Consider the following 16,480-nt stretch of genomic DNA (forward strand, 5'->3'; position numbering starts at 1 on the left):
TGCAACAAAATAGGGCCGCGCTCACCCGCAGTCAGGGAATTCTGGTTATCCGGGATCGGTGCACCAGCACTTGTCGTCATAATCGGACGGTCTGCCATGGGAATTTCCTTCCTAAAAATCGTTTGTGATCCTACATTCAGCTTGGATTCTGACCTTGGACAGCCCCGCCGCATCATGCCTACTGGATAATGAACCCAGTTTAGACTAATTCTAAGTATAATCTCCAATTGCTTTTTTTGTTATTATTGATAAGTTTTTCCTATCATGTTTACAGTTCGCCAAATGCGCTACTTCGATGCGCTCGCCAATACGCTGCATTTTCGTAAAGCCGCAGAGCTTGCCCATATTTCGCAACCCGCCCTCTCAGCACAGATTGCTGAAATGGAAGCGGTGGCTGGCGCTTCGCTGTTTGAGCGCTCTCATCGCACAATCATTATGACAAAGCTTGGCCGCGAGTTGCTCCCCGGCATTCGGGCCATTCTCAAAGAACTTCACGCGATGGAGGAAATCTCTGCGCAGAGCAAAGGCCTGCTGCAAACCCAGTTGCGACTGGGGATTATCCCAACCGTTGCTCCATATATTATCCCGCATCTCATCCCACTGCTGGCCGAGCGGCACCCGTCTTTCCGTCTGCAATTGCGCGAAAGCATAACGGCAACGCTTCTTGAGGAGCTTCACTCAGGTGAGACCGACGCTGTCATTGCAGCTTTGCCAATCGTGGATGATCGGCTTACGCATCAGAAACTTTTTGATGATCGTTTTCTGATCGCCACGTCAAGCAATGATCAGACGGTATTGTCTTCGACCATGACGCAGGATGATGCGGCGCTTGATCGCCTGCTGCTGTTGGAAGAAGGCCACTGTATGCGTGATCAGGCGCTGGCGATCTGTTCTCGGCCATCCCAGCGGCAACTGGTAAAATATGGCGCAACCAGCATGACGACACTTTTACAAATGGTCGCCCATGGAATGGGCCTGACGCTTATTCCGGAAATTGCTGTTCATGCGGAAACGCGCAGCAACACTATGCGCATCGTTCCGTTTGATGGGGAGCAGCCCAAACGGGAAATCGCACTTTTTTGGCGCAGGCAAAACAGACGCTTCGATGACTTTCGCGCACTTGCAGATTGCATTGTCGAAAGTGCATCCGGCCTTCTCATTGATGACGATAAAATGAAGGCACTCTCAAAATAAAAGGCGACCTCAATGAGGCCGCCCTGATGAAATGCATGTCCGATATGATATTACATACCGCCCGGATAATTCGGGCTTTCACGGGTGATGGATACGCCATGAGAATGGCTTTCACGCAAGCCCGCATTGGAAATGCGAACAAAGGTTGCCTTGTCGCGGAACTCTTCCAGCGTCTTGGCACCGACATAGCCCATGGAGGCACGCAGTCCACCGGCAAGCTGATGCAGAACAGCTGAAATCGGTCCTTTATAAGCGACCTGACCTTCAATGCCTTCTGGTACAAGCTTCAGCTCATCACGCACTTCCGCCTGAAAATAGCGATCTGCCGAACCGCGCGCCATCGCACCAACCGAGCCCATGCCACGATAGGATTTGAACGAGCGGCCCTGATGCAGATAGACCTCGCCTGGGCTTTCTTCCGTACCCGCCAGCAGCGAGCCAGCCATGGCAGCAACCGCACCAGCGGCCAGCGCCTTGGCAAAATCGCCGGAGAACTTGATACCGCCATCAGCGATAACCGGAATGTTATGCTTGTGCGCGGCTTCAACTGCCGACATGATGGCTGAAAGCTGCGGAACACCAACACCGGCGACAATGCGCGTGGTGCAGATGGAACCCGGCCCGATGCCGACCTTGACGGCATCCGCACCGGCATCGATCAGCGCCTGTGTTCCGCCAGCCGTTGCAACATTGCCGGCCAGAATGGCAACATTGGGATAGGCTTTTTTGATTTTCGCAACGGCATCAAGAACGCGTTGTGAGTGACCGTGAGCGGTATCGACAACCAGAAGATCAACACCCGCATCAATCAGACGTTCGGCACGCTCGTAACCGTCTTCGCCAACGCTTGTGGCAGCAGCGGCGCGCAAACGGCCTTGCGCATCCTTGGCGGCATTCGGGTTAAGTTGCGACTTTTCCATGTCTTTGACGGTTATCAGGCCAACGCAGCGGCCCTTGTCGTCAACGACCAGCAGCTTTTCAATACGATGCGCATGTAACAGTCGCTTCGCCTCGTCTTGGCGCACGTTTTCGCGCACCGTAACCAGGTTTTCGCGCGTCATCAGTTCATAAATCTTCTGCGCTGGATCAGAGGCAAAACGCACATCACGATTTGTCAGGATACCGACCAGACGTCCCGGACCCTTGCCAGCGTTTTCTACAACGGGAATGCCCGAAATTCGGTGTGCTTTCATGAGCGCCTGTGCGTCGGCAAGCGTTGCATCCGGCCCAATCGTGACAGGGTTTACGACCATACCGGATTCGAACTTCTTGACCTGGCGGACTTCTTCGGCCTGACGTTCAGGTGTCAAGTTACGATGAATAACGCCGATACCGCCCGACTGCGCCATAGCAATGGCGAGACGTGATTCTGTGACGGTGTCCATGGCAGCTGAAAGCAGCGGCAGATTAAGCTCAATATCTTTGGCAATACGGGTGCGCAGATCAACCTGCCCCGGCATCACCTCTGAATGGCCCGGCTGCAAAAGAACATCGTCGAATGTGAGAGCAAGAGCTCCGGTGGAAGATTCTACGATTTTAGCCATTGCCAATTCCTTTACCGGGTTTACCGAATGAGAAAAGCCGCCTCTCCGGTAAGAAACCGGGAGCAGCGACTGCGCTTCGTTGCGTATTGAATTGGCACCGGCTGGTAACATGCTTATGACTGATTGGAAAGTCTTTTGCGGACAAGTTTCAGTTACTGATAACGATTTTCATGATAAACCCGCCGCCATATTCTTTAAATTTCGCCCAAAGGGGGCAAAATGCGTAAGGCATATCAACGAATCCATCTCATTCGTCGCTCACGCGCAATGTGGATGTCTCCACGATTGTGGAAGCCCCGCCTCGTTTTCTGGTGTGGCGCGATTGCAATTGGTGTTCTCAGTGTGGCCTTCGCGGAAGCCGCCGACATTGCACAGGGTTGGTTCAAGAGTCTGACCGATGGCCAAACCAGCCCATGGCGGGCCTGGTTGCCACTGTTGATCACGCCCTTCGGCTTTATGCTATGCGCGTGGATTTCAATGAAATTTTTTCCCGGCTCCGGCGGCAGCGGCATACCGCAGGCAATTGCAGCGCGGCACCTCAATGACCCAAAAGACCGAACTTTGCTGCTCTCGATGAAAATCGCTTTCGGCAAAATCTTCCTCACAATCGTCGGGTTGTTTTCTGGTGCTTCGATTGGACGCGAAGGTCCGACTGTGCAGATCGGTGCGTCGATCATGCTGTTATCTGCACGTATTGGCAGCTTGGAACACGCGCGTGGACTTATCCTTGCGGGCTCTGCGGCAGGCATTGCTGCGGCTTTCAATACGCCGCTTGCAGGAATCGTCTTCGCCATTGAGGAAATGGGGCGAGCCTATGCAGCACGAACGAACGGGCTTGTTCTGTCCGCCGTCATTCTTGCAGGTCTTGCCTCGCTCGGCCTTGTTGGAAACTATAACTATTTCGGTCTTACGACCGTAACTGTTGTAAGCCGCTTAGACTGGATTCTGGTCATTCTGTGCGGCGTGATCGGGGGTGCATTTGGCGCAACATTCAGCGCTCTTGCGCTCAATCTGACCAACCGTATCAGGCGTCGTGTACAAAAAGCACCGCTGCGCGACACAGTCATTATAGCAGGCATTTGCGGCCTGCTGATTGCCGTGATTGGTATTGCATCGGGAGGATCAACCTTCGGCACCGGCTATGATCAGGCTCGCAGCGCCATTGAAGGGCTTTCCTTGCCACCACTTTATTTCCTTGAGAAATTCATCGCCGGACTTCTCTCAATGGTTTCGGGCATCCCGGGCGGCATATTTGCCCCATCACTGTCGGTCGGCGCAGGCCTTGGCAGCACGATAGGTTTATTGCTTGGCACCAGCATCAGTCTCGCTGCCGTTCTTGGTATGGCAGGATATTTTGCAGGTGTCGTGCAAGCACCAATGACAGCCTTTGTGATTATTCTGGAGATGACCGGCAATCATAACAATGTTATTCCGCTTATGTGTGCATCAATGCTGAGCTACGGCACAGCAAGACTTATATCGCACGAGCCACTTTATCACGCTCTTTCACGTATATTTGTGGCAGATGTCTTACGTCTGCGCCGGGCACAGAAGAAGAGTGTATTAACTGAGTAATCATCAAATGGGGGGAGAACAGCCTATGGACAGGCGCGCGTTTGCAAAAGGACTTGCAGGGTTTGGAACAATGCCTTTCATTGTCGGCTCAGCGGCAGCAGCACAACGAGGGGAACAGAGCATGCTGGAACTCATGGGGGGGAGCATCACTGATGTTCCGGGACTAAAGCTGGGCCATCATACGCTGACAAAGCGCCCGACCGGCTGCACAGTTCTTCTTTGCGAAGAAGGAGCTACGGCAGGCGTCGATGTCCGCGGCTCGGCACCTGGCACCCGTGAGACTGATCTTCTGGACCCCATCAACCTTGTGCAGAAAGTACAAGCCGTTATGCTTTCGGGCGGCAGCGCCTACGGGCTGAATGCTGCAACTGGGGTCATGCGCTATCTCGAAGAAAACAAACTGGGATTTGCAATCAGCAAAGGCGTGGTTCCAATCGTGCCGGCTGCGGTTTTGATGGATTTAGGCGTCGGCGATTTTTCCATACGTCCTGATGAAGAAGCGGGCTATCTCGCCTGCAAGGCAGCAAAAAGCGAACCCTCCGCCGAAGGCAATATTGGCGCCGGTGCAGGCGCATCCGTCGGCAAAATGTTTGGCATGGACTATGCGATGAAGGGCGGTTTAGGCACCGCAAGCTATAAAGTGCCCGGCACCGACGTTGTGGTGGGGGCGATTGTTGCCGTCAACGCGGTCGGTGATGTCTATGCACCCAATTCGCAGCAGATTCTTGCTGGCGCACGCAATGAAGACGGCAAAGGTTTCCGCAATATCATGGATGCGATCATGCAGGGCCGCAATGTCGTCAAATCGGGTGGCGCCAACACGACAATCGGCGCGATTGCCACCAATGCGCCCTTCAACAAGGCTGAACTCAAGAAAATCGCCGGCATGGCGCATGATGGGTTTGCCCGTTCGATCAATCCCATCCACACAATGTGGGATGGCGATACAATCTTTGCGCTCTCGACAGGCAAGGCAGAAGGGGTGGAAGCTGATGTCACGGCCATTGGTGCGATTGCGGCAACTGTGATGGCACATGCAGTCGCCCGCGCAGTTGTGCAGGCAGAAAGCCTGCCCGATCTCAACCTGCCCGCGCATCGCGACTATGTTTAAAGGCATGTCCCCCAAAAGCGGCTCCTCCTTTTGGGAGACATATTTTAAATTGAAAGCTCTCAATAACCACATGAACATCCAGCAATTGAAACAGTCAGCAATATAAGCGATAGAAAAGGCAGCCTCTATAAGGCCATTATATTAGCAGTAGATTGATTTTTATCTGGAAAACAGGCTCGGACAAGGCATGACAGGCAATTCCCTCAAATTCGGCACAAGCGGCCTTAGAGGTCTCGCAACAGAACTAAACGGATTGCCTGCCTATGCTTATTCGCTGGCATTTGTTCAGATGCTGAAATCCAGAGGGGAGCTGACTGCGGGCGAGCGCGTTTTTGTCGGTCAGGATTTACGCCCATCAAGCCCCGATATTGCGGCCCTCGCCCTGGGCGCAATTGAAGACGCTGGCTTCACGCCCGTTGACTGCGGCGTGTTACCGACCCCCGCATTGAGCTATTTCGCAATAGCACAAAATGCACCCTGCATCATGATTACCGGAAGTCATATCCCAGATGACCGCAACGGCTTGAAATTCTATCGCGCCGATGGCGAAATCGACAAAAATGATGAGACAGCAATCAGCGCTGCCTATGCTGCCCTGCCCGCTGACCTTGCCACAAGAAAAGCGATGAACCTGCCTGTAAGCACTCAGGCAATGGATGCCTATGCCGCGCGCTACATCAAGCTGTTTGGCGTAGACAGTCTCGCGGGATTGAAAGTCGGCGTCTATCAGCATTCCTCTGTGGCACGTGATCTTTTGATTAAAATACTGGATGCTCTTGGTGCTGAAACAATTGCGCTTGGTCGATCCGATATTTTTGTGCCGGTCGACACCGAAGCCCTGCGTACAGAAGACATTGAGCTGCTTTCGCAATGGGCAACTCAGACTTGTTTTGACGCGATCGTTTCAACAGATGGCGATGCAGACCGCCCGCTTATTGCCGATGAGCAAGGGCATTTTGTGCGCGGCGATCTCGTCGGTGCGATCACGTCTGCATGGGCAGGCGCAGACACAATCGTAACGCCTGTCACCTCCAATACAGCGCTTGAGGAATGCGGAAAGTTCGCTCACGTTTTGCGCACACGCGTCGGCTCACCCTATGTGATTGCCGGAATGCAGAAAGCTTTAAGCGACAATGCAAAACGCGTTGTCGGTTTTGAAGCCAATGGCGGCGTGCTGCTCGGCAGCACCATTGAGAAAAACGGCCAGCCATTAACAGCCCTCCCAACCCGCGATGCGCTGCTGCCTATCCTTGCATGTCTGAGTACCATCAAACAGTCGCAAAAGCCGCTCTCCGAAATTGCGAAAAGCTACGGCTTCCGCATCGCATTGAGCGACCGTTTGCAAAACGTCGCACAAGAAAAGACTGCTGCCTTTCTCTCGGTCATTACGCAAGAAGAAGCGCGCCTGCGCTTGTTTCCATTAACGGACGCGGTTATTCGCCTTGAAACAATTGACGGTGTGAAACTGTTTTTTGCATCCGGCAACGCAATCCACTATCGCGCCTCCGGCAACGCGCCAGAACTGCGCTGCTATGTGGAAGCCGCGACCGAAGAACAGGCCGCACAACTTTTGACCATGGGACTTGAGATCGCCCGTAAAGCAACGAAGGATGCCAACAGCAAATGAGCTTTATTCCGGTTATCATCAGTGGCGGTTCTGGTTCCAGACTCTGGCCGCTTTCGCGCGACGCCCACCCAAAGCCTTTCATCGAACTGCCCGATGGCGGCACGTTGATTGGAAAGACCTATGCACGCGCATCGCATCTTGATGATGTCGAACAGATCCTTACGGTTACAAACCGCGATTTCCTGTTTCTGACGCTTGATGCCTATGCGGATGCGGGCGCACGCAAAATCGAAAACACATTTCTGCTTGAGCCGCTTGGCCGCGATACAGCTCCTGCTGTTGCCCTCGCAGCTCTTCAAGCCGCTTCAACCTATGGTGCCGACGCAACTTTGCTCGTTATGCCTGCGGATCATCTCATCGAAGATGAAGCTGCATTTGGCCAAGCCGTTCTCAAGGCACGCAAGCTTGCAGATAAGGGCCGCATCGTCACTTTCGGCATCGTTCCCGATCACCCGGAAACAGGCTTTGGCTATATCGAAATCAATGGCGACAATGTTTTGCGCTTTGTTGAAAAACCGGACGCCTCCACCGCGCAAAGCTACGTCGAAAGCGGCCGGTACTATTGGAATTCCGGCATGTTCTGCTTCAAGGCATCAACGATGATCGACGCCATGCAAAGCCATGCGCCCGATGTGCTTGCGGGTGTAAAGGCAGCCCTTGAGCACGCGCGCCATGGCCTGAACGGCGAAACCAAAACGCTCGAAATCGCCCGCGATGCGTTTGCAGCAACGCCTGCAATTTCCATCGACTACGCCGTCATGGAAAAGGCTGACAATATTGCCTGTGTTCCGGTTTCCTGTGGCTGGTCGGATATTGGGTCCTGGGCGGCGATGGCAGACCTGATTACACCAGATGCGAATGGCAACCGCTTACGCGGTGAAACTGTGCTTGAAGACACGACCGATAGTTTTGTCCTGTCAGAAACCCGGCTTGTAAGCCTCGTCGGTGTTCACGATCTCCTCGTCGTCGATACGCCGGATGCGCTTCTGGTCGCCCATCGCGACAAGGCACAGGACGTTCGCAAAGTGTTCAACAAGTTGCGCGCACAGGGCCATGAAGCAGCCAAGCTGCATCGCACAGCCCACCGTCCATGGGGAACCTATACGGTTCTTGAAGAGGGCGACGGCTTTAAAATCAAGCGTATTGAGGTTAAGCCCGGCAGCCGCCTCAGCCTGCAGGCGCATCACCACCGTTCCGAACACTGGATCGTGGTTTCCGGTACAGCCAAGGTCGTCAATGGTGAACGGGAAATCCTGCTGACCACCAACCAGTCCACCTATATCCCATGCGGTTTCAAACACCGTCTGGAAAATCCCGGCATTCTGCCACTGGTTCTGATCGAAGTGCAGAGCGGCGAATATCTCGGTGAAGACGACATTGTTCGCTTCGACGATATTTATGGGCGGACATGATCAGACTGATGGCGAATTAGCGGTTCTTCGCAAAAGCGAATCCGCTATAGTCACATCATGACAATCCGGCACTTAAGCGAAACCATTATCAACCAGATTGCTGCTGGCGAGGTGATTGAACGCCCCGCAAGCGTAATCAAAGAACTTGTCGAAAACGCCATCGATGCAGGGGCAACCCGCATCGAGGTTGTAACAGCTGGCGGCGGCAAGACACTTTTGCGCGTCACCGATAATGGTTCAGGAATCGCCGTCGATGAACTGCCGCTGGCAGTCTCGCGCCATTGCACCTCGAAGCTTTCCGATGATGTGAACGATATTCGTGCACTGGGCTTTCGTGGCGAGGCATTGCCGTCGATTGGCTCTGTTTCAAAACTCTCGCTGAAATCACGTCCACAGGATGCGGAATCAGGCTTTGAAGTTGCCGTTAACGGCGGACGTCTGGAAGGCCCGCGTCCCGCCGCCCTTAATCGTGGCACCATTGCCGAAGTGCGCGATCTTTTTTATGCAACCCCTGCCCGTCTCAAATTTATGAAGACGGACCGTGCAGAAGCCACCGCGATTACCGACATTGTCAAGCGGATTGCCATCGCCTTTCCGCATGTGCGTTTTTCTCTCGCCGGCACCGATCGCACGCCACTGGACTTGCCAGCAACGGGCAGCGGCGCAGACGCAACGTTAGAACGTATCGGGCAGATTCTCGGCAAAGAATTTTCCGAGAATGCGCTTGCAATTGACGCCGAGCGCGATGGCGTTCGACTTGCTGGCTTTGTTGGCATCCCCTCATTTAACCGCGGCAATGCGCTACACCAGTTTGCCTATGTGAATGGCCGCCCGGTGCGCGACAAACAGATTTTTGGCGCATTGCGCGGTGCTTATTCCGACGTGATTGCACGTGACCGGCATCCGGTTGCAGTGCTTTTTCTCACGCTTGATCCGGCGCTGGTGGACGTAAACGTGCACCCCGCTAAAGCCGATGTGCGTTTCCGCGATCCTGGTTTGGTGCGCGGCCTCATCGTTGGCGCAATCAAGCAGGCACTCGCGCAATCAGGCATTCGACCGGCAACCAGTGGTGCGGAAGCCATGTTGCAGGCATTTCGGGCCGAGGGCTTCCAGCAGCGCCCGGCAGAAAACACTTACGCATCGCAGAACTGGCGCACAACGCCTCCTGCCCCCCGCACCGAGTGGTCGCCGCAAACCGCACACCCTGCCCATAAGCCACTTGATTTTGATCATATCCCCGCATTTCGCGAGGATACACAAGCGATTATTGAGACTTTTTCGCAGCCGGCAGCCGATGCGCGCGCAACAATCGCGCAGGCACCTGTAGAACTGATGCAGAAGCCGCTGGGGGCTGCACGCGCGCAAATCCATGAAAATTACATCGTCGCACAAACAGAAGACAGCCTCGTCATTGTTGACCAGCACGCAGCCCACGAACGGCTTGTCTATGAGGCACTGAAAAATGCCCTGCATGCGCGTCCCATACCCGGACAAATGCTGCTCATTCCTGAAATCGTTGATCTCACGGAAGAGGATGCGGAGCGACTCGCAACCCATTCCGAAACGCTTGCACGATTTGGTCTTGGTATCGAACAGTTCGGACCCGGCGCGATAGCGGTGCGCGAAACGCCTGCCATGCTGGGCGAAATGAATGTGCAGCAACTCATCCGCGATCTCGCCGATGAAGTTGCAGAACATGATACATCCGATGGCCTCAAAGCCATGCTCAACCATGTCGCCGCGACAATGGCCTGCCACGGATCGGTGCGTTCGGGGCGGCGCATGAAGCCCGAAGAAATGAATGCGCTGCTGCGCGATATGGAAGCAACACCCGGTTCAGGCACCTGCAATCACGGACGTCCGACCTATATCGAACTAAAGCTCACCGACATTGAACGATTGTTCGGAAGGCGCTAAAGCATATCGCGCAAAAGTGGAAACCGCCTTTGTGGGCAAATCAGTCCACCAGGCTGATTTCCATTCCCGCTACGATCCGAGAACGCCATGCGTAAAAACAATAAGATAGAGCGAGCCTATTGGGTACCATTAAGCGCGGCACGCTCTAGACGATGACGCTGGCACTTGATAGATTTCCGTATCAAGGAATTACACAATGAACAGATTTGAATCACCCCGCTCTTCTCAAGCCGTTCTGCGCTATCTCGATGGCGATTTTGAAATTGTGCAGCACGGTTCTTATGTCGTCTGTGCGGTGTCTAGCGCGCATATCCCGCTCGACGAGCTGAAATACTGGAGCGTGGCGCGGCAGGAGCCCTATGCGACGGGACTTATTTCTTACGAGCGTGAGCTCGAACTCAATCCGGAATTGCGCAGCCGCAAGAAGGCTTGATAATCAGGCGATTGAGCGGGCTTTGAACCGCTCAACAGCCGTATCGAGAATTTGGCGCAGCGCATCCTTGCGCTCAAATTGCAGATCGACATCAAGCACAGCCAACTGACTGATGAATGCGTGCGGCACACTGCTCATGGTGGCAAGGCGAACATGGTCCTTGGCAGTGGTGATCAGTCCAAGGCCAAGCTTTTTCGCGGTTTCAACCAGCGTGCGGATATCATCCGGCTGATACCCGTAATGGTCCGGGAAGCTTCGCGTTTCCTCCACACTACCGCCTGCCTGCTCTACACTTGCAAAGAACTTGGCAGGATTGCCAATGCCTGCAAAGGCCAGCCAGCATTTGCCTGCAACGTCTGATGAAGAGGATGGCAGCAATTGCGCTTCATAGACAGCTCGTCCGGCACGCGATGCCTGTCGCACCACGAAATCTGCCTCGCGCGCCTTGCCAATGCGCAGCAGCGCATCGGTTTTGCGCATCTGGTCCGTCAAAGATGCCCTTAATGGCCCTGCCGGGATCACCCGCCCATTGCCAATACCACGCGTGGAATCGACCACCAGAAGTGAAAAATCGGCATGAAGGCGTGCGCTCTGAAAACCATCATCCATGATGATAAAATCGCAGCCACGCTCAATCAGTTCCAAAGCCGATTTCAGCCGATCCGGGCAAAGTGCAACCGGCGCGTGGCGCGCCAGTAAAAGCGGTTCATCGCCAACATGACGCGCACTGTCATTGGAGGGGTCGACAATATGCAACCCGGTATAATTGCCGCCGTAACCGCGGGAAACAATGCCGGGGTGCAAGCCGCGCTCCTTTGCGGCCTTGGCAAAGGCAATCGCAGTGGGGGTTTTGCCTGCGCCACCCACTGTGAAATTGCCGATGCAAAGCACAGGCGCTGCGATTTTGGGAGGTTCAGCATGGAGAAGCCTGCGGCCCGCAACAGCGCCATAGCCCCAGGATAGCGGAGCAAGTGCGTATGCCCGCCAGTCAGGCTTTCCCCACCAGAAGGGCGGTGCCTCGCTCACCATGATCAGATGCCGCCGTTGATAAAGATCGCATCATTGCGATTTCCCGGCAACTGCGCTTGCAGCACCAGCGGCTGGATAAAAGGCTCCAGTGAATTTAATGTGCGGTTGAGTGCGCCGCGCATGTCTTTCACGGTATCCGAACCGGCATTGATCATCGTCTGCAAATGCTGCGGATTGTTAAACAGGAAATTGATAGCGCCAGCCAGCATATTGCGGTCTTTCACAACACGCGCACCACCATTTTTGATGAGACGCTGGAAAGAATCGCGGAAATTCTGCACATTCTTGCCGGTCAGTACGGCTGTGCCCATCATCGCTGGTTCAAGCGGATTATGACCGCCTTCCTTGGTCAGTGAATTGCCAATGAATGCAATATCCGTCAGTTGCAGATATAGCCCCATTTCGCCAATCGTATCACCAAGCAAAATATCTGTATCGGCTGCAATCATATCGCCACGGCTGCGCGCTGCGACCTTCAAGCCCTTTTCGCCAAGCATTGCCTCAATGGCGGGAGCACGGTTGGGATGACGCGGTACAATGACCGTCACCAGACGCGGATAGCGAACTTTGAGCATCTGATGCACTTCGGCAGCGATTTCTTCCTCGCCGTCATGTGTCGATATAGCTGCCCAGGTGCGGCGCCCACCAATCTGGTGCTGAAGTGCAGCCAATGCCTGCGGATCAGCAGGAGCAGGCGCGGTATCAACCTTGAGATTGCCGGAAACGCTGACAGGCCGTGCGCCCAACGCGCGGAAACGATCTCCGTCAAGCTCGGACTGCGCAATCACATGCGCGAAATTTTCAAACAAGGCTTCGGCCAGTTCGGGGCGCTTCTGCCATGCTGTAAAAGAGCGGTCAGAAAGACGACCATTCACCAGAACCTGTGGGATATGCCGTGAGCTGAGTGAGAGCACGGTCGCAGGCCATATTTCGGATTCACAGCCAATCGCCAGATCCGGCTTCCAGTGATCAAGGAAATTATTGACCGCCGGTTGCAGATCAAGCGGCGCATATTGATGAATCACCTGACTGCCAAGCAGATCCGCAACAAGTTTGGCAGATGTCACAGTGCCAGTCGTCATTACAATATGGATGCCCGCCGCGGCAATACATTCAATCAGCGGAGCAATCGCAACCGTTTCACCCACACTTGCTGCATGCGCCCAGATAACGGGGCCCTGCGGTCTGGGGATAGCGGTCTTGCCGTAGCGCTCTGCACGCCGCAAACGTTCTTCCTTGCCGCGCGAAGCACGATAGGAAATATATGTCCCGATGAATGGGTAAGCGGCAGAGCCGAGCATACGATAGGCCGACAACATGTTTCGTGCCCAACGTTCACTCATTTCATTGCCTCCAATGCGGCATAGGCTTTGATCGTCGCGTCATTAAGCTGGCGCGTCAATTCCATGCGCTTTTCTTCCAGTTGTGCCTCGTCGGCATTTTCATCCACCCAGACCGGCTCTCCGCAAACAATCATCGAGCGGCCAAATGGCAACGGAATAGTGGTCTTATCCCATGTCTTATGCAAAACATGATTCCGCGAAAAAGCATATGCAAAAGGCATTATTGGCCGACCGGAGAGTTTGGCCAGCAAAATAATCCCCTCGCCTGCTTCTCGCGCCTTGCCATGAGCAATATCGGCAATCATCGATGCCGATTGTCCCTTTTTCAGCGCATTTTTCAATGTCAGAAGTGCACGCGCACCACCTTTTTTCGCCGAATTTCCTTCGCCACGACCACCAGAGCCACGCACAGTTATAAAGCCGAATGTCTCGGCAATACGTGCATTAAGCTCCGCATCCGCACTGCGTGAAAACATTGCCACGACTTGAAGATCGTGCGGGCGAACCACAGGCGCCATAATGTGCTGGCCATGCCAGAAGGTTATGATGGAGGGACTGTGTTCACTCAAAAGACCTTTTATATCCGCAGACCCTTTAAGGGCCGGATTGGTCAGGTGCACGAATTTCAGATAGCCGGAAATCAACTGCACCAGCGCAGATTTGACAAATGCAGAGCGCGCCAGCGGGCCGCGAATGCGGCGCCACACGCGCTTGGCAAAGCCATCCGAGCGGCTGCGCGCATCGGCTTGCGATGCGCGCTCTGTTTCGGCCACCTGATCTTTATGCGGAGTGGACAAAAGCGTTTATTCCGCCTTAAGGTCCACGCCTTCCGGGTCCAGCAAGCGGTGCAGATGGACGATGAAATAACGCATATGCGCATTATCCACGGTCTGCTGCGCCTTCGACTTCCATGCAGTCTTTGCAGTTTCATAATCCGGGTAGATTCCGACAATATCGAGATTGTCGAGATCGCGGAACTGAACCGTTCCAAGCTTGGTCAGCTCACCGCCGAACACCAGATGAAGAAGCTGCTTTTTGTCGCCTTCGGCACTCATATGATCATTCCTTGAAACAAACCCGTTCGCCGCATGATTAGCTCAATGGCCAGTCCGCGACAACACTCAACATTTCCTGCAAAAGGTTTCCACTCGACGCCACCAGCGCGCCATGTTGCAGCGTCTGCCCACCATAAATGAGCGGTCGGGCATCATGGTTCAAGAGCGCACCACCCGACTCACTCAAAATGAGGTCTGCCGCAGCCAAGTCCCAATCATGAGAATTGGGCCGAATGAAGGTACCAGCAATATCCCCACGTGCAACCATCGCGATACGATAGGCCAGTGACGGGACATAGGGATGAAGAACCGCCCTGTCGCGCCAGCTTTCAGGCATAACGTCGACCATTCTCCTGGCGGAAGCGATAGAAATTTTTTCATCAACAGGCGGCAGCCGGGTTTGAATAGGCATACCATTCTGCGATGCGCCAAATCCCTTGCCAGCCTCAATCACCTCATTAAGTGCAGGGCATTGCAACACACCGGCAATCGGCTTTCCGTCTTCGACAATGGCAAGACTGACACACCACTGCGCCTGCCCGTTGATGTAACCGCGCGTTCCATCAATCGGATCAATCACAAAGGCACGGCTTCGCACCGCAGCGGCGCGATCATCAGTCGTCTCTTCCGAAATCCAGCCATAATCGGGGCGCGCTTCGAGCAGCACGTCCTTGAGATAGCGATCAACCGCAAAATCTGCTTCGCTGACGGGAGACTGGCCATCTTTCATCCAGACTTCCGGCGACTGGCCGAAATAGCGCATAGCGATGCGGCCAGCCTCCCGCGCTGCGTGACGCAGGAGTTCCAGCTCGTTCTGAATATCTCTTCGTTTCTCAATTTCCGGCAAGGGTCATGCCTTCAATTACAAGAGTTGGGGCGGTCATACCAAAATTCCGATCAATATCGGAGGCGGGAGTCATGTTGAGGAACATGTCCTTCAGATTGGATGCAATCGTCACTTCGCTGACCGGATAGGCGAGAGTGCCATTTTCAATCCAGAAGCCTGACGCGCCACGGCTATATTGACCGGTGATCATATCGACGCCCTGACCAAACACTTCCGTCACATAAAACCCTGTACCGACCGAGCGGATCAACTCTTCCGGCGATTGGATACCCGGCTCAATGGCAAAATTTGTTGAGGCAGGCGAAATATGTGAACCTGAACGCACGCCACGCCCATTGCCCACAAGGCCCAGTTCACGCCCACTCGAACCGGATAACAGCCAATGGTTCAGCACACCGTTTTCAACCATGGTCAGAGCCTGACCCTCAATGCCCTCACCATCGAATGGACGCGATGAGGCCCCGCGAATACGCAGTGGGTCGTCGGTGACGTTGATTCCTGCTTTTAAAATCTGCTTGCCGAGACTATCGCGCAGAAAACTTGTCTTGCGCGCAACCGAAGCGCCATTGATGGCGCTGGCAAGATGCCCCGCGATACCACGTGCCAGACGCGGATCAAAAACAACGGTCACGGGCCCGGTTTTGGCCTGCCTTGCGCCCAGACGGCGAACAGCACGCTCACCAGCACGTTTGCCGATATTTTCAGGCGTATCGAGATCAGCAAAATGAAGGCGCGAACTAAAATCATAGTCACGCTCCATCTTCGTGCCCTCACCTGCAATTGCAGACACAGAACGACCAAAACGCGTTGCCGCATATTCCCCTGAGAAGCCGGATGAAGTGACGAGTACCAGTCCGCCCATGCTGCGCGATGCCCCCGCACCGCCTGAATTGGTAACACCGGCAACAGCGCGTGCAGCCGCTTCGGTTGCCAACGCATCTTCTGTAAGGCGGGCAGTGTTAATCTCAGTCGTGTCAAACAGATCAAGATCACGTGGTGATTTTACCAGCAGTGCCGGATCGGCCAATTGTTCGAATGGGTCCTCCGGGGCAACGCGTGCCATGGCAACCGCCCGCTCCGCCAATTGCATTGGATCACTTCCAGCATTGGCCGAAACACTGGCGATACGACGGCCGACAAATACGCGCAGAGAAAAATCATCGCTCTCCGACGATTCGGTTCCCTCAACCTTGCCAAGTCGGACAGAAACGCTCACCGAGCGCGCGCGGATCACAACTGCGTCAGCATGATCAGCCCCTGCGCGCTTCGCAGCTTCAACAAGACGGGCTGCGCGATCGACGATTTTTTCCGAAGAATTATTTGAAATCATTACATTATCCAAGTCCACAGGGGCCTAACTTAACCAGACTGGCAACCACGATATATAACCAAC

General features: G+C 54.4%; 14 protein-coding genes. 7 read left to right on the forward strand and 7 right to left on the reverse strand.

What is annotated here, in order from left to right; translation table 11 throughout:
* Positions 1 to 264 precede the first annotated feature (264 nt).
* Positions 265 to 1,194, forward strand: coding sequence for a hydrogen peroxide-inducible genes activator (locus VBH83_RS08535; protein ID WP_265986140.1), 930 nt, complete (start codon positions 265 to 267; stop codon positions 1,192 to 1,194).
* Between the two features lie 50 nt (positions 1,195 to 1,244).
* Here VBH83_RS08535 and guaB read toward each other — a convergent pair whose 3' ends face one another.
* Entirely contained in the window at positions 1,245 to 2,738 is a 1,494-nt protein-coding gene (guaB, locus tag VBH83_RS08540) for an IMP dehydrogenase (protein WP_265986139.1), read from the reverse strand.
* A 219-nt stretch (positions 2,739 to 2,957) separates the two neighbouring features.
* Between guaB and VBH83_RS08545 the strand changes: the two genes are divergently transcribed.
* The 6 genes from VBH83_RS08545 (at position 2,958) to VBH83_RS08570 (ending at position 10,813) form a co-directional block, all read left to right on the forward strand.
* A complete protein-coding gene (locus VBH83_RS08545) occupies positions 2,958 to 4,313 on the forward strand; it encodes a chloride channel protein (protein ID WP_396997178.1) in 1,356 nt (451 codons plus the stop codon).
* Positions 4,314 to 4,338: 25 nt separating this feature from the next.
* On the forward strand, positions 4,339 to 5,424 hold the full coding sequence (locus VBH83_RS08550; RefSeq protein ID WP_396997180.1) for a P1 family peptidase: 1,086 nt from the start codon (positions 4,339 to 4,341) through the stop codon (positions 5,422 to 5,424).
* A gap of 187 nt (positions 5,425 to 5,611) precedes the next feature.
* A complete protein-coding gene (locus tag VBH83_RS08555) occupies positions 5,612 to 7,051 on the forward strand; it encodes a phosphomannomutase (protein WP_265986136.1) in 1,440 nt (479 codons plus the stop codon).
* Complete coding sequence (locus tag VBH83_RS08560; RefSeq protein WP_265986135.1) at positions 7,048 to 8,463, forward strand: mannose-1-phosphate guanylyltransferase/mannose-6-phosphate isomerase; 1,416 nt, start codon at positions 7,048 to 7,050, stop codon at positions 8,461 to 8,463. The genes VBH83_RS08555 and VBH83_RS08560 overlap by 4 nt, the downstream gene beginning before the upstream one ends.
* A 57-nt stretch (positions 8,464 to 8,520) precedes the next feature.
* Positions 8,521 to 10,380, forward strand: a complete 1,860-nt coding sequence (gene mutL / locus VBH83_RS08565) for a DNA mismatch repair endonuclease MutL (protein ID WP_265986134.1) — start codon at positions 8,521 to 8,523, stop codon at positions 10,378 to 10,380.
* A 196-nt stretch (positions 10,381 to 10,576) separates the two neighbouring features.
* The gene (locus VBH83_RS08570; protein ID WP_265986133.1) at positions 10,577 to 10,813 is read left to right on the forward strand and encodes a DUF2093 domain-containing protein; all 237 of its coding nucleotides are present in this window, start codon (positions 10,577 to 10,579) and stop codon (positions 10,811 to 10,813) included.
* Between the two features lie 3 nt (positions 10,814 to 10,816).
* On the opposite strand, the gene lpxK is transcribed toward VBH83_RS08570, so the two are convergent.
* The 6 genes from lpxK to VBH83_RS08600 are packed head-to-tail and all read right to left on the reverse strand — an operon-like array spanning position 10,817 to position 16,417.
* Positions 10,817 to 11,842, reverse strand: a complete 1,026-nt coding sequence (gene lpxK / locus VBH83_RS08575) for a tetraacyldisaccharide 4'-kinase (RefSeq protein ID WP_265986132.1) — start codon at positions 11,840 to 11,842, stop codon at positions 10,817 to 10,819.
* Between the two features lie 2 nt (positions 11,843 to 11,844).
* Positions 11,845 to 13,185, reverse strand: a complete 1,341-nt coding sequence (gene waaA / locus VBH83_RS08580; RefSeq protein WP_265986131.1) for a lipid IV(A) 3-deoxy-D-manno-octulosonic acid transferase — start codon at positions 13,183 to 13,185, stop codon at positions 11,845 to 11,847.
* Positions 13,182 to 13,958, reverse strand: a complete 777-nt coding sequence (locus tag VBH83_RS08585; protein ID WP_265986153.1) for a lysophospholipid acyltransferase family protein — start codon at positions 13,956 to 13,958, stop codon at positions 13,182 to 13,184. Before VBH83_RS08585 ends, waaA begins: the two co-directional genes overlap by 4 nt.
* A gap of 30 nt (positions 13,959 to 13,988) precedes the next feature.
* Positions 13,989 to 14,240: a DUF4170 domain-containing protein gene (locus VBH83_RS08590; protein ID WP_265986130.1), complete on the reverse strand. Its 252-nt coding sequence runs from the start codon at positions 14,238 to 14,240 to the stop codon at positions 13,989 to 13,991.
* Between the two features lie 37 nt (positions 14,241 to 14,277).
* A complete protein-coding gene (locus tag VBH83_RS08595; protein ID WP_396997185.1) occupies positions 14,278 to 15,087 on the reverse strand; it encodes a 3'(2'),5'-bisphosphate nucleotidase CysQ in 810 nt (269 codons plus the stop codon).
* Positions 15,074 to 16,417 (reverse strand): TldD/PmbA family protein, encoded by a 1,344-nt coding sequence (locus tag VBH83_RS08600; protein WP_396997187.1) that lies wholly within the window; start codon positions 16,415 to 16,417, stop codon positions 15,074 to 15,076. Before VBH83_RS08600 ends, VBH83_RS08595 begins: the two co-directional genes overlap by 14 nt.
* Between the last annotated feature and the right edge of the window lie 63 nt (positions 16,418 to 16,480).

Source organism: Ochrobactrum sp. S1502_03, assembly GCF_044435015.1.
GTDB lineage: Bacteria > Pseudomonadota > Alphaproteobacteria > Rhizobiales > Rhizobiaceae > Brucella > Brucella chromiisoli.